This is a genomic window from Bradyrhizobium sp. INPA03-11B, assembly GCF_040446015.1.
Taxonomy (GTDB): Bacteria; Pseudomonadota; Alphaproteobacteria; order Rhizobiales; family Xanthobacteraceae; genus Bradyrhizobium; species Bradyrhizobium macuxiense_A.
In genome coordinates, this window is record NZ_JASGSR010000113.1 from 1 (window position 1) to 25502 (window position 25502).

24 protein-coding genes are annotated in these 25502 nt (G+C 64.7%); 12 read left to right on the plus strand and 12 right to left on the minus strand.

The window, feature by feature from the left end:
- Positions 1 to 101: 101 nt before the first annotated feature.
- Positions 102 to 512, minus strand: a complete 411-nt coding sequence (locus QMZ05_RS32405; RefSeq protein ID WP_050630700.1) for a (deoxy)nucleoside triphosphate pyrophosphohydrolase — start codon at positions 510 to 512, stop codon at positions 102 to 104.
- A 230-nt stretch (positions 513 to 742) separates the two neighbouring features.
- On the opposite strand from QMZ05_RS32405, the gene QMZ05_RS32410 reads away from it, so the two are divergent.
- The gene (locus QMZ05_RS32410; RefSeq protein WP_353704452.1) at positions 743 to 2092 is read left to right on the plus strand and encodes a TadE/TadG family type IV pilus assembly protein; all 1350 of its coding nucleotides are present in this window, start codon (positions 743 to 745) and stop codon (positions 2090 to 2092) included.
- 185 nt (positions 2093 to 2277) lie between these two features.
- On the opposite strand, the gene argJ is transcribed toward QMZ05_RS32410, so the two are convergent.
- Positions 2278 to 3519, minus strand: coding sequence for a bifunctional glutamate N-acetyltransferase/amino-acid acetyltransferase ArgJ (gene argJ, locus QMZ05_RS32415; protein ID WP_353704453.1), 1242 nt, complete (start codon positions 3517 to 3519; stop codon positions 2278 to 2280).
- 274 nt (positions 3520 to 3793) lie between these two features.
- Complete coding sequence (locus QMZ05_RS32420; protein ID WP_074130729.1) at positions 3794 to 4747, minus strand: peptidylprolyl isomerase; 954 nt, start codon at positions 4745 to 4747, stop codon at positions 3794 to 3796.
- A 392-nt stretch (positions 4748 to 5139) separates the two neighbouring features.
- Between QMZ05_RS32420 and secA the strand changes: the two genes are divergently transcribed.
- Positions 5140 to 8004: a preprotein translocase subunit SecA gene (gene secA, locus QMZ05_RS32425; protein ID WP_353704454.1), complete on the plus strand. Its 2865-nt coding sequence runs from the start codon at positions 5140 to 5142 to the stop codon at positions 8002 to 8004.
- Between the two features lie 80 nt (positions 8005 to 8084).
- Here secA and QMZ05_RS32430 read toward each other — a convergent pair whose 3' ends face one another.
- The 3 genes from QMZ05_RS32430 to QMZ05_RS32440 all read right to left on the minus strand — a co-directional run bounded on the left by QMZ05_RS32430 (position 8085) and on the right by QMZ05_RS32440 (position 10229).
- Positions 8085 to 8465 carry a cupin domain-containing protein gene (locus QMZ05_RS32430; protein ID WP_353704455.1) on the minus strand — a complete coding sequence of 127 codons (381 nt, stop codon included), beginning with the start codon at positions 8463 to 8465 and terminating at the stop codon, positions 8085 to 8087.
- A 191-nt stretch (positions 8466 to 8656) separates the two neighbouring features.
- The gene (locus QMZ05_RS32435) at positions 8657 to 9091 is read right to left on the minus strand and encodes a VOC family protein (protein ID WP_353704456.1); all 435 of its coding nucleotides are present in this window, start codon (positions 9089 to 9091) and stop codon (positions 8657 to 8659) included.
- A gap of 169 nt (positions 9092 to 9260) precedes the next feature.
- Entirely contained in the window at positions 9261 to 10229 is a 969-nt protein-coding gene (locus QMZ05_RS32440; protein ID WP_353704457.1) for a hypothetical protein, read from the minus strand.
- 64 nt (positions 10230 to 10293) lie between these two features.
- Between QMZ05_RS32440 and QMZ05_RS32445 the strand changes: the two genes are divergently transcribed.
- Complete coding sequence (locus QMZ05_RS32445) at positions 10294 to 10572, plus strand: metal/formaldehyde-sensitive transcriptional repressor (RefSeq protein ID WP_279711112.1); 279 nt, start codon at positions 10294 to 10296, stop codon at positions 10570 to 10572.
- A 63-nt stretch (positions 10573 to 10635) separates the two neighbouring features.
- On the opposite strand, the gene QMZ05_RS32450 is transcribed toward QMZ05_RS32445, so the two are convergent.
- Positions 10636 to 11079 (minus strand): MarR family transcriptional regulator, encoded by a 444-nt coding sequence (locus QMZ05_RS32450; protein ID WP_050423929.1) that lies wholly within the window; start codon positions 11077 to 11079, stop codon positions 10636 to 10638.
- A 179-nt stretch (positions 11080 to 11258) separates the two neighbouring features.
- Here QMZ05_RS32450 and QMZ05_RS32455 point away from each other — a divergent pair, with 179 nt between their 5' ends.
- The 9 genes from QMZ05_RS32455 to QMZ05_RS32495 all read left to right on the plus strand — a co-directional run bounded on the left by QMZ05_RS32455 (position 11259) and on the right by QMZ05_RS32495 (position 20446).
- On the plus strand, positions 11259 to 12440 hold the full coding sequence (locus tag QMZ05_RS32455) for a substrate-binding domain-containing protein (protein ID WP_353704458.1): 1182 nt from the start codon (positions 11259 to 11261) through the stop codon (positions 12438 to 12440).
- 167 nt (positions 12441 to 12607) lie between these two features.
- Positions 12608 to 13690, plus strand: coding sequence for a substrate-binding domain-containing protein (locus QMZ05_RS32460; protein ID WP_353704467.1), 1083 nt, complete (start codon positions 12608 to 12610; stop codon positions 13688 to 13690).
- Positions 13691 to 13986: 296 nt separating this feature from the next.
- Positions 13987 to 15501, plus strand: a complete 1515-nt coding sequence (locus QMZ05_RS32465) for an amidase (RefSeq protein WP_353704459.1) — start codon at positions 13987 to 13989, stop codon at positions 15499 to 15501.
- Between the two features lie 36 nt (positions 15502 to 15537).
- Positions 15538 to 16395 carry a branched-chain amino acid ABC transporter permease gene (locus QMZ05_RS32470; RefSeq protein WP_353704460.1) on the plus strand — a complete coding sequence of 286 codons (858 nt, stop codon included), beginning with the start codon at positions 15538 to 15540 and terminating at the stop codon, positions 16393 to 16395.
- Between the two features lie 5 nt (positions 16396 to 16400).
- A complete protein-coding gene (locus QMZ05_RS32475; RefSeq protein ID WP_050423926.1) occupies positions 16401 to 17621 on the plus strand; it encodes a substrate-binding protein in 1221 nt (406 codons plus the stop codon).
- A 7-nt stretch (positions 17622 to 17628) separates the two neighbouring features.
- Positions 17629 to 18726, plus strand: a complete 1098-nt coding sequence (locus QMZ05_RS32480; RefSeq protein ID WP_353704461.1) for a branched-chain amino acid ABC transporter permease — start codon at positions 17629 to 17631, stop codon at positions 18724 to 18726.
- Positions 18713 to 19447 (plus strand): ABC transporter ATP-binding protein, encoded by a 735-nt coding sequence (locus tag QMZ05_RS32485; RefSeq protein ID WP_353704462.1) that lies wholly within the window; start codon positions 18713 to 18715, stop codon positions 19445 to 19447. Before QMZ05_RS32480 ends, QMZ05_RS32485 begins: the two co-directional genes overlap by 14 nt.
- Complete coding sequence (locus QMZ05_RS32490) at positions 19440 to 20141, plus strand: ABC transporter ATP-binding protein (RefSeq protein ID WP_353704463.1); 702 nt, start codon at positions 19440 to 19442, stop codon at positions 20139 to 20141. The genes QMZ05_RS32485 and QMZ05_RS32490 overlap by 8 nt, the downstream gene beginning before the upstream one ends.
- A 74-nt stretch (positions 20142 to 20215) precedes the next feature.
- Positions 20216 to 20446, plus strand: coding sequence for a hypothetical protein (locus QMZ05_RS32495; protein WP_353704464.1), 231 nt, complete (start codon positions 20216 to 20218; stop codon positions 20444 to 20446).
- A 27-nt stretch (positions 20447 to 20473) separates the two neighbouring features.
- Here the strand turns inward: QMZ05_RS32495 and QMZ05_RS32500 are convergent, their stop codons facing one another.
- The 5 genes from QMZ05_RS32500 to QMZ05_RS32520 form a co-directional block, all read right to left on the minus strand.
- Complete coding sequence (locus QMZ05_RS32500) at positions 20474 to 20869, minus strand: nuclear transport factor 2 family protein (RefSeq protein ID WP_353704468.1); 396 nt, start codon at positions 20867 to 20869, stop codon at positions 20474 to 20476.
- Positions 20870 to 21373: 504 nt separating this feature from the next.
- Positions 21374 to 22861, minus strand: coding sequence for a murein L,D-transpeptidase family protein (locus tag QMZ05_RS32505; protein WP_353704465.1), 1488 nt, complete (start codon positions 22859 to 22861; stop codon positions 21374 to 21376).
- A gap of 229 nt (positions 22862 to 23090) precedes the next feature.
- On the minus strand, positions 23091 to 24053 hold the full coding sequence (locus QMZ05_RS32510) for an acetyl-CoA carboxylase carboxyltransferase subunit alpha (RefSeq protein ID WP_050423919.1): 963 nt from the start codon (positions 24051 to 24053) through the stop codon (positions 23091 to 23093).
- A 202-nt stretch (positions 24054 to 24255) separates the two neighbouring features.
- Positions 24256 to 25236 (minus strand): site-specific tyrosine recombinase XerD, encoded by a 981-nt coding sequence (gene xerD, locus QMZ05_RS32515; RefSeq protein ID WP_353704466.1) that lies wholly within the window; start codon positions 25234 to 25236, stop codon positions 24256 to 24258.
- A gap of 16 nt (positions 25237 to 25252) precedes the next feature.
- Positions 25253 to 25399 (minus strand): hypothetical protein, encoded by a 147-nt coding sequence (locus QMZ05_RS32520; protein ID WP_016843561.1) that lies wholly within the window; start codon positions 25397 to 25399, stop codon positions 25253 to 25255.
- Positions 25400 to 25502: the final 103 nt, after the last annotated feature.

Here is a 25502-nt window from a genome sequence, read left to right on the forward strand (position 1 = left end):
CGTGGCAAGCTCAAGCGCGCCGGATGGAACGATGCCTTCCTCTTCGAACTCCTCGGCCACATGCGATAGCCCTGCCCCCCAGGTGGGTGAGGCGAAGAAGGTCACAGCAGCAAATCCATCAGATGCGGCAGCAGCGGGATGTCCGCGGGCGGCATCGGGTAGTCGCGCAGCTTGCCCGCGCGGACCCAGGCGAGGTTCTGGCCCTCGCGCGCCACCGCCATGCCCTCCCAGCGGCGGCAGATGTAGAGCGGCATCAAGAGATGGAAGGTCTCGTAGGCATGGCTGGCGAAGGTCAGCGGCGCGAGGCAGGGCTCGCTCACGGTGATGCCGATCTCCTCGTGCAGCTCGCGGATCAGGGTCTGCTCCGGCCGCTCGCCCGGCTCGATCTTGCCGCCGGGGAATTCCCACAGGCCCGCCAGCGCCTTGCCTTCCGGGCGCTGCGCCAGCAGCACGCGTTTGTCGGCATCGACCAGCGCGCAGGCGACGACGAGGGTCAGCTTGATGTCAGCCATGCGGCCCGGATGTCCCTTCTGAAGCATGATCCGGAAAAGTGCGAAGCGGTTTTCCGAAAAGATCATGCTCAAACAATGAGTCAGCAAGCTTTCATTAACCAGCTCCGCGCCGTCAGCCAAACGATTTGTGTTCGCGGGTCTTTTCTGCGCGCGCGATAATTCGGCCTTAATTCGCGGTCGGCAGGGTGAATGGGTTGATCGACCCATCATTTTCTTTGCCGACATAACCCATGAGCACCTTGATCCGGACCATCAGCCGTTTCCGCCGCGATCGCTCCGGCAACATCGCAATGATCTTTGGCCTCGCTCTGCTGCCGCTGCTCATCGCTGTCGGATGCGCGGTCGACTATTCCCGTGCCAACCAGATCCGCAGCAAGCTGATATCGGCCGCTGATGCTGCGAGCGTCGGATCGGTCGCCAAAGCATCGCCCGGCTTCATCGCGGCGGGCGCCATGACCTCGGACGGCGAGATCTCGGCGGGAGAAGCCGATGCGAGGAAGATCTTCAACGGCAACATCTCCAACCAGAACGGCTTCACCCTGACCGGTGTGACGCCGACCATGACCAAGAGCGGCGGCACCATCACCTCGACGGTCCAGTTCACCGCAGACGTCCCGACCATGTTCCTCGGCGTGATGGGGCGGAGCAAGGTGAGCGTGTCCGGTACGTCGACCTCGACCGCGAACATGCCGCTCTATATCGATTTCTATCTGCTGCTCGACAATTCGCCGTCGATGGGGGTCGGCGCCACGCCGACCGACGTCGCCGCCCTGGTCAAGGCCACCACCGGCAACAGCTTCAAGCCGAACGACCAATGCGCCTTCGCCTGCCACGACTACAATGATCCCAACAACTACTACAATCTGGCGAAATCGCTCGGCGTGACGACGCGGATCGACGTGCTTCGCAGTGCGACCCAGCAATTGATGGACACCGCGGCGGCGACCCAGACCTATTCGAGCCAGTTCCGCATGGCGATCTATGACTTCGGCGCGTCCTCGGCGACCTACGGCCTGCGCAGCCTGTTTTCGCTGTCGTCCAGCCTGTCGAGTGCAAAGTCGGCGGCGGGCAACATCGATCTGATGGGCGTCTACGGCAACAACGATTCCTATACCGCGGACAAGGACAGCCAGTTCACCGCGATCTTTCCGCAGATCAACAACGCGATCGCAAACCCGGGCGCCGGCACGTCGTCGGCGCCGATGAAGTATCTGTTCTTCGTGTCCGACGGCGTCGCCGATGAACCCAATTCAAGCTGCCTGAAGCCGATCACCGGCAGCAATCGCTGCCAGTCGCCGATCAACCCGGCGCTCTGTGATGCGATCAAGAAGCGCAATATCAAGATCGCAGTGCTCTACACCACCTACCTGCAGCTGCCGACCAACAACTGGTACATGACCTGGATCGATCCGTTCAACCAGGGCCCGTTCGGTCCGTCGCCGAACAGCCAGATCGCGCAGAACATGCAGGCCTGCGCGTCGCCGGGCTTCTATTTCGAGGTCAGCCCGACGCAGGGCATCGCGGACGCGATGAACGCCTTGTTCAAGAAGGCGGTCGCCGACGCGCGGATCAGCAGTTAGCGAAAGCCCATACCCTCTCTCACCGTCACCCTGAGGAGCCGCGCTTTCGCGCGGCGTCTCGAAGGGTCGACGGCCCGGCTCTCTCCGCGCGGCGCCATCGGGGCCGTACATCCTTCGAGGCTCGCTCCGCTCGCACCTCAGGATGACGGGCGGAGAATAGTACTCCTCGCGGTGACGAGCGCGGCCTACGACCGGTAATCGCCGTTGATCGCGACGTACTCCTTGGTGAGGTCGCAGGTCAGCACGCGGTCTTTCGCCTTGCCGAGGCCGAGCGCAACCTTGATCTGGATCTTCGGCGCCTTCATCGCCTCCGACACCTCTTTCTCATTGTAGGACGGGTCGCGCGCGCCGCTCTTGGCGACGCGGATGCCGTTGAAGGAGATCGAGAGCTTGTCGCGGTTGGCGGGTTCGCCCGCCTTGCCGACCGCCATCACGACGCGGCCCCAATTGGCGTCCTCGCCGGCGATCGCGGTCTTCACCAGCGGCGAATTGGCGATCGACATCGCGATCTTGCGCGCCGACGGCTTTGTCGTCGCGCCCTCGACCACGACCTCGACCAGCTTGCGCGCGCCTTCGCCGTCGCGCGCCACCTGCTCGGAGAGGTCAGCGAGGATCTGCTGGAACGCCTTGGTGAAGGCCTTCAGCCGCGGGTCGCTGGCGCGCGAAATCTTCGGCGCGCCATTGGCGGCCGCGGCGCCGGTCGCAAAGGCTAGCAGCGTGTCCGAGGTCGAGGTGTCGCCGTCGATGGTCAGCGCGTTGAAGGTGTCCTCGACGCCGGCCTTGAGCAGCGATTGCAGCACACCGGCCGACAGCGGTGCGTCGGTGAAGATGAAGGAGAGCATGGTCGCCATGTCGGGCATGATCATGCCGGCGCCCTTGGCCATGCCGTTGATCGTCACCTTGGCCTTGCCGAGCTTGACGGTCGCGGTGGCGACCTTCGGGAAGGTGTCGGTGGTCATGATCGCCTTGGCCGCGTCCATCCAGAGGTCCGGGGTCGCGGTCTCGGCGAGCTGCGCCAGCACGCCGTCGAACTTGGTGGCATCGAGCGGCTCGCCGATCACGCCGGTGGAGGCCAGGAACACGTCCGACGGCGAACAGCCGACCGCCTTCGCCGCGATCTGCGCGGTCAGTGCGGTGGACGCCTTACCGGTCTTGCCGGTGAAGGCATTGGCGTTGCCGGAATTGACCACCAGCGCGCGCGCAGCTCCGCCCTTCAGCTTGGCGCGGCACCATTCGACCGGTGCCGACGGGCACTTCGACTTAGTGAAGACGCCGGCCACCGTGGTGCCCTTGTCCAGCAGCGCGAGCAGCACGTCGGTGCGGCCCTTGTAGCGGATGCCGGCGGCAGCGGTCGCAAGCCGCACGCCCGCGATCACGGGCATCTCGGGAACGTCAGGCGGGGCGAGGGGGGAGACGGCGGTGGACATCGGGAAGCTTCCGGCTACGGGGAGGGAAGCGCTGCATAACATCTCGCCGCCTGAAGCGGGAGAGGGCAACGCGAGTGTCATCAATCGTTCAAGAAACAACGATCCGTAGACCCGTAGCCCGGATGGAGCGAAGCGAAATCCGGGGCCGCTGTGCCCGCGGATCATCCTATCCCGGATTTCGCTGCGCTTCATCCGGGCTACGAAGCGTCCCCAAAAGCAAATGGCCGGGACATGCCCGGCCATCGCAACTTCGATCAGTTCGGCGTCGCGAAGCTTACTTCTTCGCCGGCGCCATCTTGTTGTCGGCGGGCTTCGGCGCATCCTTGGCCGTATCGGCCGGCGCCGTGGTAGCCTTCGGCGCGTCCTTCGCCGCATCCGCGGCCGGCTTGTCCATGCGCTCGACCTTGGCGGCCTCGCGCAGCTTGGCGACATAGTCGGCCTGGGCCTTGCGGGTCACATAGGTCTCGATCTGGGCTTTCACCTGCTCGAAGTCGGGCGCCTTGCGGTTGCGCTTTTCCTCGACCTTGATGATGTGCCAGCCGAACTGCGACTTGACCGGATCGGAGATCTTGCCCGGCTCGAGCGTGAAGGCGACCGCGGAGAATTCCGGCACCATCTGCTCCTTGGTGAAGAAGCCGAGGTCGCCGCCGTCGGAGGCGCCGGGATCCTTGGACTTCTTCTTGGCGAGCTCGGCGAAATCGGCGCCCTTGTCGAGCTCGGCCTTGATCGCCTTGGCATCGTCCTCGGTCTCGACCAGGATGTGGCGGGCGCGCACCTCCTGCTCGCCGGTGATCTGCTTGGCGGCCTCTTCATAGACCTTCTTCATGGCGTCGTCGGTGGTCGCGGCCTTGCCCTCGCTGGCAAGCAGGCTGTCCATCAACAGGCGGTTGCGGGTGAAGGCGAGCCGCTTCTTGAAGTCGTCATTGTTCTCGATCTTCTTGTCCTCGGCGGCCTTGGACACGATCTTCATGTCGATCAGGAAGGACAGCACGTTGTCCTTGCGGGTCGAGGGGTCCATCTGCTGCAGGCTCGGGCCGAGTTCCTCCTCGGCGAGCGCCACGTCGCTGGCGTGGATCTCGGATCCGTTCACCTTCGCCAGCACCGGGTCGGATTCCGCGGCGCGGACCGGGAGGCCGGCAGCCAGCACTGCGACAAGACAGCCCGTGGCGGCCAGGGTGGCGAGGCCGAGGCGCAGGCCGGTTTTGGTTTCCGGAGGCGAGGTGGTCATGCAAAATCCTTGTCTCAAAGGGGGGAAGCTCGAGCGGGGCGGACACTCGCCCAATCGTGTTACATTGGCAACGCGAAAGTCTTGTCAAAATGATGAATTCCTTGACATCTTGGCGGCGTTGACAACCCCCCGACCGGGCCATATCTCTGGCCGACCGTGTCAGCGGTGAGAGCGCTTATTTTGCTGCGTTTTTCGCCGTTGAACCCAGGATGGCCCGTTTCCCACTCAATTGGCGGAGGAGCCCCGGGCCGGGGCTCGAACCGTAGCGCGTCACGGTGAGTTGATAGGCGATCCGGCGGACCATCTCAGGCTGTATTCCAAGACTGAAATCCAAGACAAAAATCCAAGACTGAACCAAGACCGAACTCGAGACCGAAGAACAGGAATTTCGCATGATCGGCGCGCTCGCCCGCAAGTTTTTCGGCTCCGCCAACGACCGTCGGGTCAAGGGGTATCAGTCCCGCGTCAGCGCCATCAACGCCCTGGAGCCCGAGCTCGTCAAACTGACCGACGACCAGCTCAAGGCCCGCACCGCCGAATTCAAGCAGCAGCTCGCCGGCGGCAAGACGCTCGACGACATCCTGGTTCCGGCCTTCGCCACGGTCCGCGAGGCCGCCAAGCGGACGCTCGGCCAGCGCCATTTCGACGTCCAGCTGATCGGCGGCATGGTGCTGCACGAGGGCGACATCGCCGAGATGAAGACCGGTGAAGGCAAGACGCTGGTTGCGACGCTGGCGGTCTACCTCAACGCGCTCGCCGGCAAGGGCGTCCATGTCGTCACCGTCAACGATTACCTCGCCCGCCGCGACTCCGACTGGATGGGCCAGATCTATGCCTTCCTCGGGCTGACCACCGGCGTGATCGTGCACGGCCTCGACGACGCCGAGCGCAAGGCCGCCTATGCCTGCGACATCACCTACGGCACCAACAACGAATACGGCTTCGACTACCTGCGCGACAACATGAAGTACCGCCTGGAGGACATGGTCCAGCGCGAGCATTTCTATGCGATCGTCGACGAAGTCGACTCCATCCTGATCGACGAGGCGCGCACGCCGCTGATCATCTCCGGCCCGCTCGACGACCGTTCGGACTTCTACAACACCATCGATACTTTCATGCCGCAGCTGACCAAGGTCGCCGACTACGAGGTCGACGAGAAGCAGCGCACGGTGACGCTGACCGAAGGCGGCATGGAGAAGCTCGAGAACCTGCTGCGCGACGCCGGCCAGCTCAAGGGCGACTCGCTGTACGACGTCGAGAACGTCTCCGTCGTGCATCACGTCAACCAGGCGCTGCGCGCGCACACGCTGTTCACCCGCGACAAGGATTACATCGTCCGCGACGACGAAGTGGTCATCATCGACGAGTTCACCGGCCGTATGATGCAGGGCCGGCGCTATTCGGAAGGCCTGCACCAGGCGCTGGAAGCCAAGGAGCACGTCACGGTCCAGCCCGAGAACCAGACGCTGGCCTCGATCACCTTCCAGAACTATTTCCGGATGTACCAGAAGCTGTCCGGCATGACCGGCACGGCACTGACCGAAGCCGACGAACTGTTCGACATCTACAAGCTCGAGGTCGTCGAGATCCCGACCAATCTGCCGGTGGCGCGCCTCGACGAGGACGACGAGGTCTACCGCACCCAGAACGAAAAGTACGGCGCGATCCTTGCCGAGATCGAGCGCGCCAACAAGCGGCTGCAGCCGGTGCTGGTCGGCACGGCGTCGATCGAGAAGTCGGAAGTGCTGGCCGATTACCTGAAGAAGCACGGCTACAAGCAGATCGACTTCACCTCCGAATCCGGGATGGAGAAGCTCTATGCCGCCGCGCGCGCCGGCAAGCCGGCTAAGCTGTTCGCGGTGCTGAACGCCCGCTTCCACGAGCAGGAAGCCTATATCGTCGCGGAAGCCGGCGTGCCGGGCGCGATCACGATCGCGACCAACATGGCCGGCCGCGGCACCGACATCAAGCTCGGCGGCTCGCTCGAGATGCGGATCCAGCAGGAGACCGCAGGGATCACCGACGAGGCCGAGAAGGCCAAGAAGATCGAGCAGATCAAGGCCGACATCGAGCGCTTCCGCGAGATCGTGCTGAAGGCGGAAGAGGATTTCGAGGTCGAGCCCGCCAAGGGCAACAAGCCCGCCAAGACCGTGAAGAAGCCGGGCGGCCTCTACATCATCGGCTCCGAGCGCCACGAATCCCGCCGCATCGACAACCAGCTGCGCGGCCGTTCCGGCCGTCAGGGCGATCCTGGCCGCTCGAAGTTCTTCCTGTCGCTGGAAGACGATCTGATGCGCATCTTCGGCTCCGACCGTCTCGACAGCATGCTGCAGCGGCTCGGCCTGCAGGAAGGCGAAGCCATCATCCATCCCTGGATCAACAAGGCGCTCGAGAAGGCGCAGCAGAAGGTCGAGGCGCGCAACTTCGACATCCGCAAGAACCTGCTGAAGTTCGACAACGTCCAGAACGACCAGCGCAAGGTGATCTTCGATCAGCGCGTCGACCTGATGAAGGACGACAGCGTCGTCGAGACCGTAACCGACATGCGCCATGCCTTCGTCGAGGACGTGGTCGCCAAGCACATCCCCGAGCATGCCTATGCCGAGCAGTGGGACACCGCGGGCCTCAAGGAAGAGCTGAAGCGCGTGCTCGATGTCGATCTGCCGGTCGACGAATGGGCCAAGGAAGAGGGCATCGCCGACGAGGAGCTGCTCAACCGCATCGAGGATCACGTCGACGAGCGCATGGCGGCCAAGGTCGCGCAATGGGGCCCCGACGTGATGCGTTACGTCGAGAAGACCATCCTGCTGCAGACGCTCGACCATCTCTGGCGCGAGCATCTGATCATGCTCGACCATCTGCGCCAGGTGATCGGCCTGCGGGGCTATGGCCAGCGCGATCCGTTGCAGGAGTACAAGACCGAAGCCTTCAACCTCTTCCAGGAGATGAGCGCGCATCTGCGCGAGGCGGTCACCGCGCAGCTGATGCGGGTCGAGATCGTGCCGCCGGACGAGCCGCCGCAGCCGCTGCCGGTGATGGAAGCGCACAAGCTCGATCCCAATACCGGCGAGGACGAGTTTGCCCGCGCCAGCCTGCTGGAAGCCACCTACGCCCAGGCCTCGCTGGCGCCGGGAATGCCCGCCGCCGACCGCAATCCGAACGACCCGGCAACCTGGGGTAAGGTCGGCCGCAACGAGGACTGCCCTTGCGGCAGCGGCAAGAAATACAAGCACTGCCACGGAAGGTACGCGTAAGGCGACTTCACTGAGTTAGGCGTGCAAGAGCAGGCGTGGCCCGTCACGCCTGCTCTTCGCCCGATGGCCGCTTAGCGATGCTATTTCGGGGTGTCGTAGAGCGGCTTACCCTTGTCGACGATATGCACGGTCAGCAGCTTGACCGTCTTGTCGCCGACCACCTTGTAAGCACCGTGTGGCGTATCCCGTACATTCAAGCCAACGGCGCCAGTCGGAATGGTCATCTGCTTCCCGTCGGGCAATTCGATGGTGCCGCCTTCGAGGAAGTAATACGACTCGTCGCCGTGATGGATGTGAAGCGCTGAGACGTCGCCGGGTTTCAACTCGCTGATGCTCGTGACGATCTCCATATTCGTTCCGGTCAGGTCGCCGCGCTTCAGCTCCTTGCGAAACGGTGGGTCCTGTGCATTCGCCGACGTGACCAGCACTGCAGCCAAAGCAATTCCGATGATTGTCTTCATGGAAATCGTGCCTCCCCTGGAAATGGCGCAAAATATCGCCACCCAGCATCTTGGAAATTCCGGAAGCCGGCAAGGTCGTTGGCGTGGCGACGCGCATTCCGCACCGCAAACGTCGCGTGCTTTCATCGGAGAAAACCGGTACGCCGGCGACGCGGCGGGCATTTGGCCCGCCCGTCGCAGCCGCCTCGCCGTCAGCCGGCATATGCCCTGTCGAGATCGGCGATCACGATCTTCTGCATCTTCAGCATCGCCTGCATGACGCGGTCGGCGGCCTTGCGGTCGGGATCGCCGAGATAGCGGCTCAGTGCTGTCGGGATCACCTGCCAGGACAGGCCGAAGCGGTCCTTGAGCCAGCCGCAACGCGATTCCTGGCCGCCGTCGGTGAGCTTGCTCCAGAAGTAGTCCACCTGCTCCTGGGTCTCGACGCTGAGGAAGAACGACACCGCCTCGTTGAACTTGTGCTGCGGTCCGCCATTGAGCGCGTAGAACCGCTGGCCCTCGAGCTCGAAGCTCGCCATGAAGTCGCTGACGGTTTCGATCTCGGCGTTCGGAAACACCGATTTGTAGAACGCGACGGCATCGCGGACGTTGTTGTCGAGCCAGAGGAACGGCGTGATCGAAGGCATGGGCGGGAATCCTCGTTGACTGGTCGGGGGACGGGACCTTCGCGCAAGAGCAAGAAGGCGGAACCGCGGACGGGGCCCGGGGCAGGGGACCGTTCGCGGCGCTCGGTCCGGAGGACGAACGGGCGGATCGGCGCCCGACATTGGCTGGTTGGTTTTTTGTCCGGCCGCGCTACCACGCGATCTGGCTGCGGGCGGGGCGGTCGGTGAGCAGCGGCTTGCCGAACAGCGAGGGCACGAGGTCGTCGAGGAAGAGCAGCAATTGGGCCCGGAAGCCGGGTCCGGTTCCCCCTGCGCGGTTGAGCGGGATGATCGCCTCCGCGGCCACCTGCCAGGTCACGGCCACATAGGCAAAGCCCGGGTTCGCGGTCGCCGCCGTGGCCTGGCCGCGGGGGCTGTCGAACCTGAATTCGACCAGCGGAACCAGTTGATTCAGCGGTTCATCCCTGGGCGGTCCGCCGTCGAAGCGCTTGGTCAGATAGAGCGTGCTGTACTGGACCGAAAAGCCCCAATGCAGCGTCTCGACGGCACGCGAGAGCACCGTGTCGAACCGGCCGGTGACCGGATTGGGCGCCAGCGCCACGCCGCCTGAGCCGACCGGGACTTCGTTGACGACCGCACCCGTGATGGCGACCGGCCGCAACCACGATAGCTCGTCCGGGAGATCGCCAAAGCCCTTGCCGAAGAAGATGCCGGGCTGGATCGTGTCGGGCGCATCGGCGCCGATCGCGGCCGCGCCGGAATGGCCAATGCCCCAGGCGAGACCGACCGAGATCAGCGCCTCGTGGCGGTTGTCGCGATAGGCCTCGTATTTGAGGCCGATGCTGGTCTTGTCGAAGCCGGACGTGCGGCCGATCGGCCAGCTCTGATGCGCCCACGAACTGTCGAGGGTGAAGGCGAGTGTCGGGGTGAGCAGCCGGGCAAAGGCGCCGTTGATGCGATTCTCGACGACGTCGCTGCCCTGCGCGGGGAAACCGAGATAGCTGAAGTTCGGCAGGATGAGCTCGTCGGCCACGGCGGGATCGTCGATGGTCATGGTGCCGGCGAAATAGCGGTTGCCGGCGATGCCGTGCGCGCTGGCCGATTGCGCCCATAACATCGGCACGATCAGGAGCGCGCCGCTGCGGCATATCGGCTTCATCGACATCATCTCGGCCGGCCCTTTGCCGCTTGCTCGATATAGGGTACCCCCCTATTAGTGCTTCATGTCGCACACGATCAAGAACAAGTCGAAGCTCGTCGGCCGCATCCGGCGCATCAAGGGGCAGGTCGAGGCGGTCGAGCGTGCGCTTGAATCCGAGCTCGGCTGTGCCGACGTGCTGATGCTCATCGCCTCGGTGCGCGGTGCCGTGAACGGACTGACCGCCGAGCTGCTCGAAGAGCACATCCGGCATCACGTCGTCGATCCCGCGCATGAGAAGGATCCGGCACGGGCGCAAGGCGCCGCCGACCTGATCGACGTCGTCCGCACTTACCTCAAGTGATGCGATAGTCCGACGCTGCGAAGTGCAGCGGCGCTGCTCGGCCGACGGCGAACAGCTGCGGCGTCAATTGGCGGTGCCGATCAGGCTTTCCAGCAGGCGCTTGAGCTCGGTGGTCGACTTGTCGCCATAGCTCTCGACGATGTGCTCCTCCTGGCTCACCGCCAGCGAGTTGAGCCGGCGGCACAGCGCCTTGCCGCGGTCGGAGACGAACATCAGCACCTTGCGGCGATCCTTGGGGTCCTGGACGCGGTAGACCAGCGCGTCCGACACCATCCGGTCGATCATCTTGGTCAGCGTCGGATGGTTGAGCAGCACAGCATCGGCGAGCTCGCCCATCGAATGTCCGTTGCCGTCGGACAGAACCTTCAGGATGCGCCACTGCTCGACCGGTACGCCTTCCTTGGCCAGCCGCGTCTCCAACTGCCGGTTGATCTCCCGGTTGGCTTGCGCGAGCAGGTAGGTGAGGTGTTCGGTGATCGGGGAGTTTTCTTTCGGCGGTTTAGCCACGGCGTGAGACCTGGTTCCTGGCCCGGTGAATGAATGTCCGGCAATGCATGCCATTTCTATATGCACTTCAATTGTTGAATATTCAATATTTTCCCCTAGGATATTCCCCCAACCAAAGGGCGGATGCCGCGACCGCCCCGCTGGCTGCGTTGCGTATTGCTTCCCAGACAGGAGTTGGCGTGCTCTCGACGGTCTCTTACCAGGCGTATGGCGGCTTGCCCGTCGCGCCGCCGCACCTGTTTCGAAGTCCGTCGTCCTGCGCGGCCGATCTCGCTTTGACCGTCAAGCCGGGCTCCTCGCGCCGTGGCGGCACCGACAGCAAGCTTCGGATCGGCAATTTCATCACCTTCTCCGGTGCGCCCGGGATCTGGGGGCCGATCTCCGCCAACAGCGTCATGCTGGCGGTCGCCGAGATCAACCGGCGCGGCGGCATCCGCGGCCGCGAGGTCGAATTGTCGATGTACGACGCCGGCGGGCCGATCGATGAGGTAGTGCGCCGCGCCGAGCGGGCGATCGCCTACGACGAGATCGACGTGATCATGGGCTCGCACATTTCGGCGGTCCGGCTCGCGCTGCGCAAGGTCACGAGCGGCCGCATCCCCTATGTCTACACGCCGGTCTATGAGGGCGGCGAGCGGACGCCCGGCGTGATGGCGATCGGCGAGACGCCGCGGGCCGAGAGCCGCCCGGCGATCCACTGGCTCACCGAGGTCAAGAAGGCGCAGCGCTGGTATCTGATCGGCAGCGACTATGTCTGGCCCTGGCAATCGCATCGCGCGGTGAAGCGCTACATCAAGGAGGCCGGCGGCCAGGTGGTCGGCGAGGAGTTCGTTCCGCTCGGCGAGGACGATCACGAGCCGCATCTGGCGCGGATCCGCGCAGCAAGGCCCGATGTCGTGCTGATCACCCTGATCGGGACCGACAGCATCACCTTCAACCGCGCCTTCGCCGAGGCGGGGCTCGCCGCCACCACGCTGCGCTATGCGGGCGCGATGGACGAGACCGTGCTGCTCGGCATCGGGCCGGACGCGACCGAGAACCTGTTCTGCGCCTCCGGCTATTTCGGCTGCGTCGGCTCGCGCGCCAATGACGAGTTCCAGACCAGCTACCGCGCGATGTTCGGGGCGCATGCACCGCCGATCGGCTCGGTCGGGCAGTCGAACTATGAGGGGATGCGCTTCCTCGAAGCGGCGGCCAACCGGGCCCGCTCGCTTTCGACGGGGCCGCTGTCCTCTGCGGCGCGCAACCTCGTCTACAGCGGTGCGCGCGGCACGGTCACCATTCGCGACGGCCGCGCCGAAATGCCGATCTATCTTGCCGAAGCCGACGGTCTCGACTTCAATGTGATCAAGACGATCTAGCTTGGCACCGTCGTCCGCGAGGGCGATGCCGTGGGGCGGCGTGCCGGTGCCAGACAGGAGCAGGTGTGCATTCGACGCTCAACGTCACGGCAAGAGACCTCCCGTTCCCGCCATCCCTGCTGTTCAGGAACCTGGCGTCGGCGACGTCGGATCGCGTGCTTGCGCCGATGGATCGTGGCGGATTCGGTCCGCGCGGCGCGCGCAACCGGCTCCGGATCGCCGGCTTCGTCTGTTGCTCCGGTTCGCCCGGGATGTGGGGGCCCGCCGCGACCTCGACCGCGCAACTCGCGGTTAGCGACATCAACCGGCGCGGCGGCATCCTCGGCCGCGAGATCGAGTTCCAGGTCTACGACGCCGGCGGACCGATCGAAGATGTGCTGGACCGCGCCGAGCAGGCGATCGCGTCCGACGAGGTCGATCTCATCATGGGCATGCACACCAGCAGGGTGCGTGTCGCGCTGCGTGGCCTCATCACCCGCAGCAGGATCCCCTACATCTACACGCCGGTCTATGAGGGCGGCGAGCGGACGCCGGGCGTGATTGCGATCGGCGAGACGCCGCGCTGGCAGAACCGGCCGTCGATCCACTGGCTGGCCGAGGCCAAGCGCGCCTCGCGCTGGTACCTGATCGGCAGCGATTATGTCTGGCCGTGGCAGTCGCACCGCGCGGTGAAGCGCTACATCAAGGAGACCGGCGGCCTCGTGGTCGGCGAGGAGTTCGTGCCGGTCGGCGAGGACGATCACGAGGCGGCGCTGGAACGGATCCGCGCCGCGAAGCCCGATGTCGTGCTGATCTCGCTGATCGGCACCGACAGCGTGACCTTCAACCGCGTCTTCGCCGATGCCGGGCTCGCCGCCACCACGCTGCGCTTTGCCGGCTGTTTCGACGAAACCGCACTGCTCGGCATCGGTGCCGACAAGACCGAGAACCTGTTCTGCGCCTCCGGCTATTTCCCTTCGGTCGGCTCGCAGGCCGGCGACGATTTCAGGGACCGCTATCGCGCGATGTTCGGTCCGTTCGCGCCGCCGGTCGGATCGTGCGGCGAGTCCGCCTATGAAGGCTTCTGCCTGCTGGAGGCTGCCGCCAGGCTCGCCGGCACGCTGGACATGCGGCCATTGCTTCAGGCTGCGGACAACCTCGTCTATCGCGGCCCGCGCGGTCCGGTCACGGTGCGCGGCGGCCACGCCAGGATGCCGATGTATCTTGCGGAAGCCGACGGCCTCGACTTCAAGGTGATCAAGCCGATCTGAGAGGCTGTGGCCTTGGCCGTCATTGCGAGGAGCGAAAGCGACGAAGTAATCCATCTTTCCGTTCCGCCGAGCCATGAATTGCTTCGCTTCTCTCGCAATGACGAGGACAGAGGTCTAAGATTCCCCGACCCACGAGGCGACAGCCTCGGTGACCGATCTGCGAAATAATACTTGAAAAGGAAAATATTTCCGTTTTCAATACAACAACGGGGTGAGCGGTTCGCGCGGCGTCAACGCGCAGCACGCTGCCCTGCGCCGAGGGATCAGATCCAAGATCAAAACTTCAGGAGAGCGCCGTGACCGTCGTCCTTCCCACGCCAACACAACTTCGCGCCGTCGCCGAGCAGTGCGGCCTGTCTCTCACCGATGAGGACGTGGCCTCGTTCCGCGGCCTGATGCAGGGCTCGATCGAGGCCTACAACCTCGTCGCCCAGATGCCGGACGAACTGCCCGAGGTGAAATATCCGCGCACGCCCGGCTATCGCCCGGCGCCGGAAGAGAACAAGCACAACGCCTGGTATCGCAAGTCGACGGTGAAGGGCGCGGCCTCCGGCAAGCTCAAGGGCAAGACGGTGGCGCTGAAGGACAACATCATGCTGGCCGGCGTGCCGATGACCAACGGTTCGTCGACGCTGGAAGGCTACATCCCCGACTTCGACGCCACCATTGTCACCCGCATGCTGGACGCCGGCGCGGAGATCGCCGGCAAGACCCACTGCGAACATTTCTGCCTGTCCGGCGGCAGCCACACCGGCTCCTACGGTCCGGTGCACAATCCGCACAAGATGGGCTACTCGGCCGGCGGCTCGTCGTCGGGCTCCGGCGTCGTTGTTGCGCTCGGCGAGGTCGACATGGCGATCGGCGGCGATCAGGGCGGCTCGATCCGCATGCCGTCCTCGTTCTGCGGCACCTACGGCATGAAGCCGACCTGGGGTCTCGTGCCCTACACCGGCATCATGCCGATCGAGATCTATGTCGACCACACCGGCCCGATGACCGCGACCGTGGAAGACAACGCGCTGCTGCTCGAGGTGCTTGCCGGCGACGACGGCTACGACCCGCGCATCAAGGCGCCGAAGGTCGAGGACTACACCAAGGCGCTGGGCAAGGGCGTCAAAGGCATGAAGATCGGCATCCTCAAGGAAGGCTTTGAGCAGCCGACCGCGGAAGCCGCGGTGAATGAGAGCGTGCGGGAGGCGGCCAAGCGCCTCAAGGATCTCGGCGCATCGGTCGAGAATGTCTCGATCCCGATGCACATGGCGGGCGGCGCGATCTGGACCCCGATCGGCACCGAGGGCCTGACCCAGACCATGATGTTCGGCGACGGCTACGGCCTCAGCCGCGGCGACCTCTACGCCACCTCGCTGATGGATTTCCATCGCGGCTGGCGCCGGCAGGCGGATTCGTTGTCCGAGACCACCAAGCTGTTCATGATGCTCGGCACCTACATCAACAACAATTTCGGTCCGCGCTTCTACGGCAAGGCGCTCAACATCTCGCGAAGGCTCGCCGCGGCCTACGACAAGGCCTTCAAGGACTACGATCTGCTGCTGATGCCGACCACGCCGATGAAGGCGACGAAGCTGCCCGAGCCCAACGCCAGCCGCGAGGAATACGTCGCGCGCGCGCTGGAGATGATCTCCAACACCGCGCCGTTCGACATCACCCATCACCCGGCGATGTCGCTGCCCTGCGGCATGGTCGACGGATTGCCGGTCGGCCTGATGCTGGTCGGCCGGATGTTCGAGGAGAGCACCATCTACCGCGCTGCGCACACCTTCGAGCAGGCCGGCGACTGGAAGAAGATGTGAGGCGCCGCTTGTCGCAGACCGGAGGGATCGAACACCATGGCTAGCACCTTCGCCGCGGTGTTCGAGATCGTGAGCTTCGGCGCCATCATCGTGCTGGTCGTGCTCGGGCTCGGCATCATCGCCAGCATGATGGGCATCTTCAACTTCGCGCAGGGCGAGTTCGTCCTGCTGGGGGCCTATGTCACCTATCTGGCCTACGCCCACGGTGCGCCGGTCTGGGCCGGCATGATCGCGGCGCCCTTCGTGGTCGGCGCGCTCGGCTTCGTGCTGGAGGCGTTGATCATCCGGCGGTTCTACGCCGCGCCGATCGTGGCGATGCTCGGCACCTATGCGCTCGGGCTCATCATTCGCGAAAGCGTCCGCGGCCTGATCGGCGGCTTCTATCTCACGGTGCCGGAGCCGATCGGCGGTTCGATCGATCTCGGCTCGGTCCACATCTCGGCCTGGCGCTTCACCATCATCGTGATCACGCTTTTGGTGATGGGCGCCTGCTATCTGCTGCTGGCGCGCACCAGCTTCGGGCTTCGGGTTCGCGCGACGCTGGAGAATCCTGCGCTGGCGCGGGCGTCGGGCATCTCGACGCCGCTGATCTACGGCGCGACCTTCGCGTTCGGCGCGGCGCTGGCCGGGCTTGCCGGCGCGCTGATCGTGCCGGTGTTCAGCCTGTTCGCCGATCTCGGCATCCGTTTCCTGATCCAGGGCTTCGTTGCCGTGATGGTCGGCGGGATCGGCTCGTTCATCGGCCCGGTCGCCGGCGCCGGCGTGATCGGCACGCTCAGCGCGGCGCTGCCATGGGTCATGTCGCCCGTCGTCGCCGACGTGCTCGTCTTCGTGCTCGCCATCGCCTTCATCAAATTCCGGCCGCAAGGCCTCATTGCTGGGAAAGGGGTCTAATCACCATGTCGATTGAACGCATGAATCTGACGCGCCGCCGCTTCATGAGCAATTTTGCCTTCGCGACCGGCGCACTCGCGACCGGGGTCGGCAGCTGGGTCGTGAGGCCCGATTGGGCCAACGCCGCCGAAGGCCCGATCAAGGTCGGCATCGCGACCGACCTGACCGGCCCGATCGCCTATGCGGGCAACGCCGACGCCAACGTCGCCAAGATGGTGATCAAGGAGATCAATGCCGGCGGCGGCCTGCTCGGCCGGCCGCTCGAACTCTACATCGAGGACACCGCTTCGAACGAATCGGTCGCGGTCGGCAATGTCCGCAAGCTGATCCAGCGCGACAAGGTCGACATGGTGCTGGGCGGCATCACCTCGTCGATGCGCAACGCGATCAAGGACCCGATCGTGGCGCGCGGCAAGACGCTCTACATCTATCCGCAGCTCTACGAGGGCAAGGAGTGCACGCCCTATCTGTTCTGCACCGGGCCGACGCCGGCGCAGCAATGCGACACCTTCATTCCCTGGCTGATCAAGAACGGCGGCAAGAAGTTCGCGCTGCCGAGCGCCAACTATGTCTGGCCGCACACGCTCAATGTCTACGCCCGCAAGGTGATCGAGGACAATGGCGGCGAGGTCGTGTTCGAGGAGTATTACCCGCTCGACCAGGTCGACTTCTCGGCCACGGTGAACCGCGTCATCTCCAACAAGGTCGACGTCGTCTTCAACACCGTGATCCCGCCGGGCGTCGGTCCGTTCTTCAAGCAGCTCTATGAAGCGGGCTTCCTCAAGAATGGCGGCCGGCTCGCCTGCGTCTACTATGACGAGAACACGCTCAACATCAATCAGGCCAACGAGATCGAGGGGCTCGCGAGCTGCCTCGACTATTTCAAGGTGCTGACCAAGGAGGATCCGTTCGACGCCAAGCTGCAGGCAGCTTACGAGAAGGATTTTCCTGGCAACTTCCTGTTCGCGGCCGGCAGCGCCGCCACCGGAACCTATCGTGGTCTCAAGCTGTGGGAAGCCGCCGTCAAGGAAGCCGGCAAGGTCGACCGCGAGTCGGTCGCGGCCGCGCTCGATCACGCCAAGATCGCCGAAGGTCCGGGGGGACCGGCCGAAATGGTGCCGGGCAAGCGTCACTGCAAGATGAAGATGTACACCGCTGTTGCCAAAGGCGGGAACTATGAGATCGTGGCGCGCAGCGACGGTCTCGTTGATCCCAAGGAGTGCTGAGCGATCAATGGGTGGAGCAAGCGAAGCTGTCGCACGCGTCGGTGAGGAACCAGATGTCGTGACGGGTGAAAGTGCACCGGCCGCACGCGCGCCGGCGGGACAGACGTCGGCAGGATGGAAGGTCCTGCCGATCGTGGAAGGGCTGGTGCTGCTGATCGCACTGGTCCTGCCATGGGTGCTTCAGGATTATCTGACGGTGTTCGCCACCCGTGTGGTGATCCTCGCGCTGTTCGCACTGTCGTTCGATCTGGTGTGGGGCTATGCCGGCATCATGAGCTTCGGCCAGGCGCTGTTCTTCGGCGCCGCCGGCTACGGCGTGGCGCTGATGGCGCGCGACCTCAACGTCACCTCGATTCTGCTGATCCTGTCGGCCGGCACGTTGATCGGTCTCACTGCGGCGCTGCTGCTCGGCGGTTTCCTGCTGCTCGGGCGTTATCCCTCCAGCGTGATCTTCGTCTCGCTCGGCACGCTGACCGGCTCCTATGCCGCGGACCGGCTGGCGCGCGGTTGGTACTATCTCGGCGGCCAGAACGGCATCCCGTCGATCCCGCCGCTGACCCTCGGTAGTTACGAGTTCGAGGAGGGGCCGGTCTACTACTACATGGTGCTCGGCATCCTCGTGGTGGTCTATCTGCTCTGCCGCTTCCTGGTCCGCTCGCAATTTGGCCTCGCGCTCGCCGGCCTGCGCGAGAACGAGCAGCGCATCGCCTTCTTCGGCTACAAGGCGCAGCACCTGAAGGCGATCATCTTCGCGGTCGGCGGTACCATCGCCGGCCTCGCCGGCAGCCTCTATGCTTTCCACGAAGGCTTCGTCTGGCCCAACATGCTGGGCGTCGTGTTCTCGACCCAGGTCGTGCTCTATGTGTTGTTCGGCGGCTCCGGCACGCTGATCGGCGCCGTGATCGGCACCGTGATCATCGAGGGCGTCTCGTTCTGGCTGTCGGACAATTACCGCGACGTCTGGCCGATCATCCTCGGCGTGCTGCTGCTGCTCGTCATCATGTTCCGCCCGCTCGGGCTGATCTCCTTCGTGCTCGGCGAGCGCGAGCGGGTCGGCAGCTTCGGCAAAGCGCCGAGCAAGGAGTCCGGCCATGCCGCTCCTTGAGGCGCAAGGGATCAGCAAGGTATTCGGCAAGCTCACCGCGCTTGACGGTGCGGCGCTGACCGTCGGCGAGAACGAGTTTCACGGCCTGATCGGCCCGAACGGCTCGGGCAAGAGCACGCTGATGAAATGCGTTGCCGGCGCCGAGGTGCCGACCACGGGCAAGGTCAGCTTCATCAACACCGACATCACGGCATTCACGCCGACCGAGCGCGCCCGCGCCGGCATGAGCCTGAAATTCCAGATCACATCGGTGCTGCCGACGCTGACGCTGTATGACAACATCCTGCTGGCGCTGCAGGCGCATTGCTCGCTGTTCGATCTCGTGCTCTCGCGCACCCGCAGGAAACTGCATGATCAGGTGATGACGATGCTGACCCAGTTCCGTCTCGCCGATCGCGCGCATGATCCCGCCGCGGCGCTGTCGCACGGCCAGCAGCAATGGCTCGAGATCGCGATGGCGCTCGCAGGCCGACCGCGGCTTCTGCTGCTGGACGAGCCGACCGGCGGCATGAGCCTCGAGGAGCGCCGCGTCACCGGCGAATTGTTGCAGCCGATCAAGCAGCATTGCTCGCTCGTCATCGTCGAGCACGATCTCGATTTCATCCGCGACATCTGCGACCGCCTCACCGTGCTCGACCAGGGTAAGGTGCTGGCGTCGGGGACGGTCGCAGAAATCCAGGCCAACAAGAACGTCCAGGAGATCTATCTTCGCCGTGCCTGAGCAAACCTTCCTCGATATCAGGCATCTCGATGCCGGTTATGGCCGCAGCCAGGTCCTGTTCGATGTCAACATCGGCATTCCCTGGCGCGGCGGCGTTGCCGTGCTCGGCCGCAACGGCGCCGGCAAGACCACGCTGATGAAGACCATCGTCGGCGAGCTCGCGAGCTCGCAGGGCGAACTGTTCTTCGACGGCCGCGACATCACCCGGCGCCGCACCGAGGAGCGCGTGCGCTCCGGCATCGGCTATGTGCCGCAGGAGCATTCGGTGTTCGCCCGCCTGTCGGTGCGCGACAATCTCGCGGTCGGCTCGCTGAGCAATTCCGGTACGAGCGCGGTCGATCGCGTGCTGGCGATCTTCCCCAAGCTCGGCCAGCGCCTCGACCAGCCGGCCGGCACGCTGTCCGGCGGCGAGCGCAAGATGCTGGCGATCGGCCGCGCCATGCTCGGCAATCCGAAGCTGCTGCTCCTGGACGAGCCGACCGAGGGCGTCTGGATCGGCGTGATCGAGGAGATCACCGAGCGGCTGATCGAGCTCGCCAAGAGCATCTCGGTCGTGATCGTCGAGCAGCATCTCGACCTCGCGCTGCGCGTCGCCGACTACGCCTATGTGCTGGACCGCGGCCGCGTCGCGCTGCAGGGCGGCGCCAGCGAGGTGCGCAACGATCCGGAACTGCTGCGCTATCTCGCGCCGTAGAATCCCAGGGTTCCCTCCGGCTCCTTTGGGAACGAAGCGCCCCCGCTGCCGTTGGGCAGCGGGAGGAATTCACGATGCGCTATTTTTCAATTGCTGCTGCTTTGGCCGTTGCCGTCATGAGCAGCGGTGCCGCATTGGCACAGCATGCCGGCACCAAGTCGGAACAATCCGCCTGCTCGCGCGATGCGCAGCGCTTCTGCCGCAAGGACCTCGGCAATGACGACGCCGTGCAGAACTGTCTGCACATGAAGCGCGACAGCTTGAGCCGAAGCTGCAAGAAGGTTTTCGAAAGCCACGGCATGTAGCCGCCGCTGCTGCGGCAACGCGTCGGCTCAGTGCGACGATGTCCCGTCGACGTGCTCGACGAGGTGCGCTCGTGACGGCGCGGGGTCAAACCGGTCGGCGAAATACTGCGTTTCGTGGACGACGAGCCCGTCGCGGAACTCCATGATGCTCACCACGTAGGATGGCCGGTCGTCATAGGTGAGGATGTACTCGGTGATCCATAGATCGCCGCCGCCGATCATGCGCCGGATCGCGAAGCGCTTCTTGTTCGGCTGCACCGTCCGGCTCTGCTGAATGTTGTGCCGGCCGCGGATTCGCTCGCCCGATTGCGGATAATCGAGTACAGCATCCGTGGCGTAGATATCGTGCTCGCGCTCGAAGTCGCTGGCATCCGACGTGTCCCAATGGCGCTGCAGCGCCGCCCGCACGGCTTGATCGTCCATCGCAATCTCTCCGGCTTTGCCCGCGTGCGCCATCTGACGATCGTTGGCGCGCAATTGGCAAGGGGAATGTGGTCACGAAGACGAGCACGACGCGGACAAATCATGTCGCGAGAAAGCGAAGCTGCGCCCCCACCAAAGCCGTCATCGCCCGGCTTGACCGGGCGATCCAGCACGCCGCGGCCCGTCGGTTCAAGCACCGCTGCCTCTGGAATACTGGATCACCCGCTTTCGCGGGTGATGACACCGAAAGCTGGTTAGTTGACAGATGAATCGAAACATCTCCGCAAGTTCGCTTCATCCTCCCCTGGAGGGGGAGGATCGGTGCGCATGCAGCGCAGCGGAATGCGGACCGAGGTGGGGTGATCTCTCAACACGGACAGTGTTGGACGTGGAGAGACCGTCACCCCACCCCGTATCGCATTTCGCTTCGCTCAATACGATCCGACCCTCCCCCTCCAGGGGAGGGTGGCAGTCCGTCGTCGGGATAACGGAGCGATGCCGCGCTTACTTCACCGCGGAGAAGCGGGTGTCGAACGAGTTGGTCTGCACGACAGGTGCGGAGCCCGCGAGCTGGGTCGACGATGTCGCGGCCGGCGCGGCGGCGGCGGTGTCGGCGACTTGCGGCTTCGGCGCGGGCCTGGCGGCCGGCTTCGGCTCCGCCTTCGGTGCGACGCGCACAACCGATTGCGGCTTGGCCTCGGCGACCTTCGGCTTGGCTGGAGCGGCAGCGGCCGGAGGCTTGGCGGCCGGCTGGCTCGCATCGGCGGTGCCGCCGATGCCGACCTTGCGGGCAAAGCTGGAGAAGAAGCCTTCGGACTTGTCCGACGCATTCGCCGACGCGACGCGGGTGTTGGCCGGCGGGGTGGTCGACGACGCGGTCGCGACCGAGGTCGACGACGTCGTCGCCACCACAGGCTCTTCCTGCTGCACCGCGAGATTCGGCCGCGGCGGATTGACGGTGCCGGGGATCGTGCCCGGCGCGCGCGCCAGCGACATCGATGCCAGCGCCTGACTGTCGCCGCCTTCGGACAGGCCGGTGTTTCCTTCCGGAATCTTCGAGGCGAAGATCGCGTTCATGCCGCCGTCGATGCCGGTGTTGAGGCGCGCCACCGGCGTGCCCTTGGCGGCCAGCTTGGCCATCTCGGCGTCGTCGCGCTGTTCCTTCTCGCGCACCGCGCTCGCGATCTCGTCGGGGATCACATAGGCCGGGCACTTCGCCGATGCATTGAACACCGGGTCGCGCACGGCGCCCGCCGGCTTCGCCGCGTCGAAGACGTATTTCTTCTCGCAGAAGTCGACCTTCGGCTCCTGCTTCGTCACCTCGAAATGATCATAGCCGACCTTGATCATCTTCCAGAACGGCATGTTCGGATTGTTGCGGTGCTTGGCCATGTTCACCGGCGTCATCCGGAACGGATAGGCCTGGAACTGGAACGCCTTCTGGCCACCGAAGAAGGATTCCCGGCCGAGCGAATAGATCTCCGCGATCTGCTCGTCGGTCATCGCGTAACAGCCGCGCGACGAGCAGTCGCCATGCACCATCAGCTCCGAGCCGGTGCGGCCGAGCGATTTGTCGAAGGCGTTGGGATAGCCGGTGTTGAACGACAGGTAATAGGCCGACTGCGGATTCATCTGGCTCGGGTTGATCGAGTAGAATCCCTCCGGCGCCTGGCGGTCGCCTTCGCGGACCTTCGGGCCGAGATCGCCCGACCAGCGGCAGATCGGATAGGTCTTGAGCAGCGCGAACTGGCCGGAGCGGGTCTGCTTCCAGACCTCGAGCTCGGCCTCCTGCTTGAACAGGCGCACCAGGATCGGCGACTGCAGGTCCATGTCCTTCTCGGCCATGGCGGCGACGAGCTTTGGCGGGACCGGCTGGTTGGCCTTGGCGTTCTGGGCGAGCGAGATCTGGTCGCTGTCACAACCGGCGAGCATGACGCCTGCGGCGAGCACCGCCGAAGTCAGAAGCGCGCGTACGAGCGTGCGATGAGTCAAGTCCGAGCTCCACACCCACCGGGCGATTTTCGCGACCCCAACACGGCGAATATGCCCTGAAGCCATTGTGTAAAATATTAGCCTTCGACCACCCCTGCTCGCAACCTGAACCGGGGCTGACAGCCTTCACGGTAGCAAGCATGGTTCAAGGAACGTTAAAGACCCCGCTCGGGGCTCAATTACGGCAAAATCGGCCGATTTGGTCGAAAAATCGGGCTATTTAGACGGGTCAGGCCAGCTTGCGGCCGATATCGAGGAACTTCTGGCGCCGCTGTTTGCGAATCGCGTCCGGATCAAGATTTCGTAGGTCGTTGAGCGCCTGGGCGATGGCATCGCCCGTGGTTGCGATCATCGCGGCGGGGTCGCGATGCGCGCCGCCGGAGGGCTCCTTGAGGATCTGGTCGATCACGCCGAAGCGCAGCATGTCCTGCGCGGTGATCTTCATGCTGTTGGCGGCTTCCTGCGCCTTGGTGCCGTCGCGCCACAGGATCGAGGACGCCGCTTCCGGCGAGATCACGCTGTAGATCGCGTGCTCCATCATCAGCACGCGGTTGGCGGTGGTGATGGCGATGGCGCCGCCCGACATGCCTTCGCCGGTGACGATCGCGACATTGGGCACGCCGAGCGACAGGCAGGCGTCGGTCGAGCGCGCGATCGCCTCGGCCTGGCCGCGCTCCTCGGCGCCGATGCCGGGATAGGCACCGGCCGAATCGACGATCGACAGCACCGGAATGCCGAAGCGGTCGGCCATCTCCATCAGGCGCACCGCCTTGCGATAGCCTTCGGGGCGCGCCATGCCGAAATTGTGCTTGATGCGGCTGTCGGTGGTGGCGCCTTTCTCCTGGCCGACCACGCAGATGCTCTCGCCGCGGAAGCGGCCGAAGCCGCCGATCAGCGCCTCGTCGTCGGCGAATTTGCGGTCGCCGGCCATCGGCGTGAATTCGGTGATCAGGCCGCCGATGAAATCGGTGAAGTGCGGCCGCTGCGGATGCCGCGCCACCAGCGTCTTCTGCCACGGCGTCAGATTGGCATAGAGGTCGGTGAGCGCCTGCGCCGCCTTGTCCTCGATCCGCGCGACCTCGTCGCCGATGTCGCTGCCGCTCGCGGCAAGCGCACGCAACTCGTCGATCTTGGATTCAAGCTCGGCGACGGGTTTTTCGAAGTCGAGATAGCTGCGCATCGGATCGGGCATCAACTCAATATAGGGAGGAACGGTGCGAGGGGCGAAGCGGTTTTGGCGGTGGCAAGAGAAGTTTCGTAACTTCAATCGGTTAACGCGCATTCGGGCGGAATGCACGCTTCGGGATCGCAGGCAGGTGACGCTCTTTCTGCGGAGATGGTGCGGAAGTCAAGGCGGATCAGGTGAAGGTATCGATGTCCGGCGGGCGCCGGACTTACTTCTCCGCCAGTGGATGCAGGTCGCGGACCAGGCTCTTCAGCCGCTCCTCGACCACATGGGTGTAGATCTGGGTGGTCGAGATGTCGGTGTGGCCCAGCAGGGTCTGCACGATGCGCAGGTCCGCGCCGTTGTGCAGCAGATGGCTGGCGAAGGCGTGGCGCAGCACGTGCGGGGAGACCAGCCGCGGCGCGAGGCCGGAGGCGCTCGCGAGCTCCTTCAGGTCACGGGCAAAATGCTGCCGGGTCAGATGGCCGCTCTCGCCGGAGGAGGGAAACAGCCATTTCGATGGCGCGGCCTTCTTCGCCTTCGGCGTCATCACCTCCAGCGCCGCAAGGTAATCCGCCATCGCCTGGCGCGAGGCGTCGTTCAGCGGCACCAGCCGTTCCTTGTTGCCCTTGCCGCACACCACGATCATCCGCGCATCGCGCCGCGCCGCGGCGACCGGCAGCGACACCAGCTCGGAGACGCGCAAGCCAGTGGCGTAGAGCACCTCGAGCAGGCAATAGAGCCGCAGCGCGCGCAGCCGCTGCGCCGGCGAGACGTCGGTCTGGGTGAGCTCCTTGGCGCGGGTCAGCATGCGATCGACGTCCTGGATCGACAGCACCTTGGGCAGGCCGCGGCCGCGCTTCGGGCCGGACAGGATCGCGGCCGGATCGTCGCTGCGAACCCGCTCGTTGAGCAGGAAACGGTAGAGATGCCGCATCGCCGAGAGCCGCCGCGCCACGCTGGTCGACTTGAAACCGCGCGTGTCCAGGTCGGCGAGATAGCCGCGCAGCGCCTCGGTGTCGGCGCTGGTGAAGTCGGCACCGGCATGGGTGAGGTAGTCGGAAAAATCGGTCAGGTCGCGCCGGTAGGCGTCGAGCGTGTTGACGCCTGCGCCCTGTTCCGCGGCGAGCATGTCGAGGAACAACGCGGTCAGCTTGGCGTCGGAGGACTTGGTGGGAGACTTGGCGGGGATCTTGGCTGCTACGGGCATGCCAGAATCATAGCGGCTATTTCTTGAGGAACTTATCCGGCGGGATGGTCACGGTCATTTCCCGGGGCTTCGGGTGCACGAAATTAGCCAGCGCGAAGACGATGCCGTAGCCGATCCCGAAAATCACGGCGACGACCGTCAGGAAGCGGAACAGGCTGGGCATGGAGGCGACTCGGGCGGCGAATTAACCAATGAAATCATCCAACATGTTCCCCGCGCGGTTGCAAGAGTCGCTGGTAACGGTGTCGCCGGGGGTAGTATAGGTG

What these genes read in the sequence shown, in the direction of transcription:
- QMZ05_RS32405 (WP_050630700.1), bottom strand. Translation starts at nt 512, where the DNA reads ATGGCTGACATCAAGCTGACCCTCGTCGTCGCCTGCGCGCTGGTCGAT.
- QMZ05_RS32410 (WP_353704452.1), top strand. Translation starts at nt 743, where the DNA reads ATGAGCACCTTGATCCGGACCATCAGCCGTTTCCGCCGCGATCGCTCC.
- argJ (WP_353704453.1), bottom strand. Translation starts at nt 3,519, where the DNA reads ATGTCCACCGCCGTCTCCCCCCTCGCCCCGCCTGACGTTCCCGAGATG.
- QMZ05_RS32420 (WP_074130729.1), bottom strand. Translation starts at nt 4,747, where the DNA reads ATGACCACCTCGCCTCCGGAAACCAAAACCGGCCTGCGCCTCGGCCTC.
- secA (WP_353704454.1), top strand. Translation starts at nt 5,140, where the DNA reads ATGATCGGCGCGCTCGCCCGCAAGTTTTTCGGCTCCGCCAACGACCGT.
- QMZ05_RS32430 (WP_353704455.1), bottom strand. Translation starts at nt 8,465, where the DNA reads ATGAAGACAATCATCGGAATTGCTTTGGCTGCAGTGCTGGTCACGTCG.
- QMZ05_RS32435 (WP_353704456.1), bottom strand. Translation starts at nt 9,091, where the DNA reads ATGCCTTCGATCACGCCGTTCCTCTGGCTCGACAACAACGTCCGCGAT.
- QMZ05_RS32440 (WP_353704457.1), bottom strand. Translation starts at nt 10,229, where the DNA reads ATGAAGCCGATATGCCGCAGCGGCGCGCTCCTGATCGTGCCGATGTTA.
- QMZ05_RS32445 (WP_279711112.1), top strand. Translation starts at nt 10,294, where the DNA reads ATGTCGCACACGATCAAGAACAAGTCGAAGCTCGTCGGCCGCATCCGG.
- QMZ05_RS32460 (WP_353704467.1), top strand. Translation starts at nt 12,608, where the DNA reads ATGGATCGTGGCGGATTCGGTCCGCGCGGCGCGCGCAACCGGCTCCGG.
- QMZ05_RS32470 (WP_353704460.1), top strand. Translation starts at nt 15,538, where the DNA reads ATGGCTAGCACCTTCGCCGCGGTGTTCGAGATCGTGAGCTTCGGCGCC.
- QMZ05_RS32475 (WP_050423926.1), top strand. Translation starts at nt 16,401, where the DNA reads ATGTCGATTGAACGCATGAATCTGACGCGCCGCCGCTTCATGAGCAAT.
- QMZ05_RS32480 (WP_353704461.1), top strand. Translation starts at nt 17,629, where the DNA reads ATGGGTGGAGCAAGCGAAGCTGTCGCACGCGTCGGTGAGGAACCAGAT.
- QMZ05_RS32485 (WP_353704462.1), top strand. Translation starts at nt 18,713, where the DNA reads ATGCCGCTCCTTGAGGCGCAAGGGATCAGCAAGGTATTCGGCAAGCTC.
- QMZ05_RS32495 (WP_353704464.1), top strand. Translation starts at nt 20,216, where the DNA reads ATGCGCTATTTTTCAATTGCTGCTGCTTTGGCCGTTGCCGTCATGAGC.
- QMZ05_RS32500 (WP_353704468.1), bottom strand. Translation starts at nt 20,869, where the DNA reads ATGGACGATCAAGCCGTGCGGGCGGCGCTGCAGCGCCATTGGGACACG.
- QMZ05_RS32510 (WP_050423919.1), bottom strand. Translation starts at nt 24,053, where the DNA reads ATGCCCGATCCGATGCGCAGCTATCTCGACTTCGAAAAACCCGTCGCC.
- xerD (WP_353704466.1), bottom strand. Translation starts at nt 25,236, where the DNA reads ATGCCCGTAGCAGCCAAGATCCCCGCCAAGTCTCCCACCAAGTCCTCC.
- QMZ05_RS32520 (WP_016843561.1), bottom strand. Translation starts at nt 25,399, where the DNA reads ATGCCCAGCCTGTTCCGCTTCCTGACGGTCGTCGCCGTGATTTTCGGG.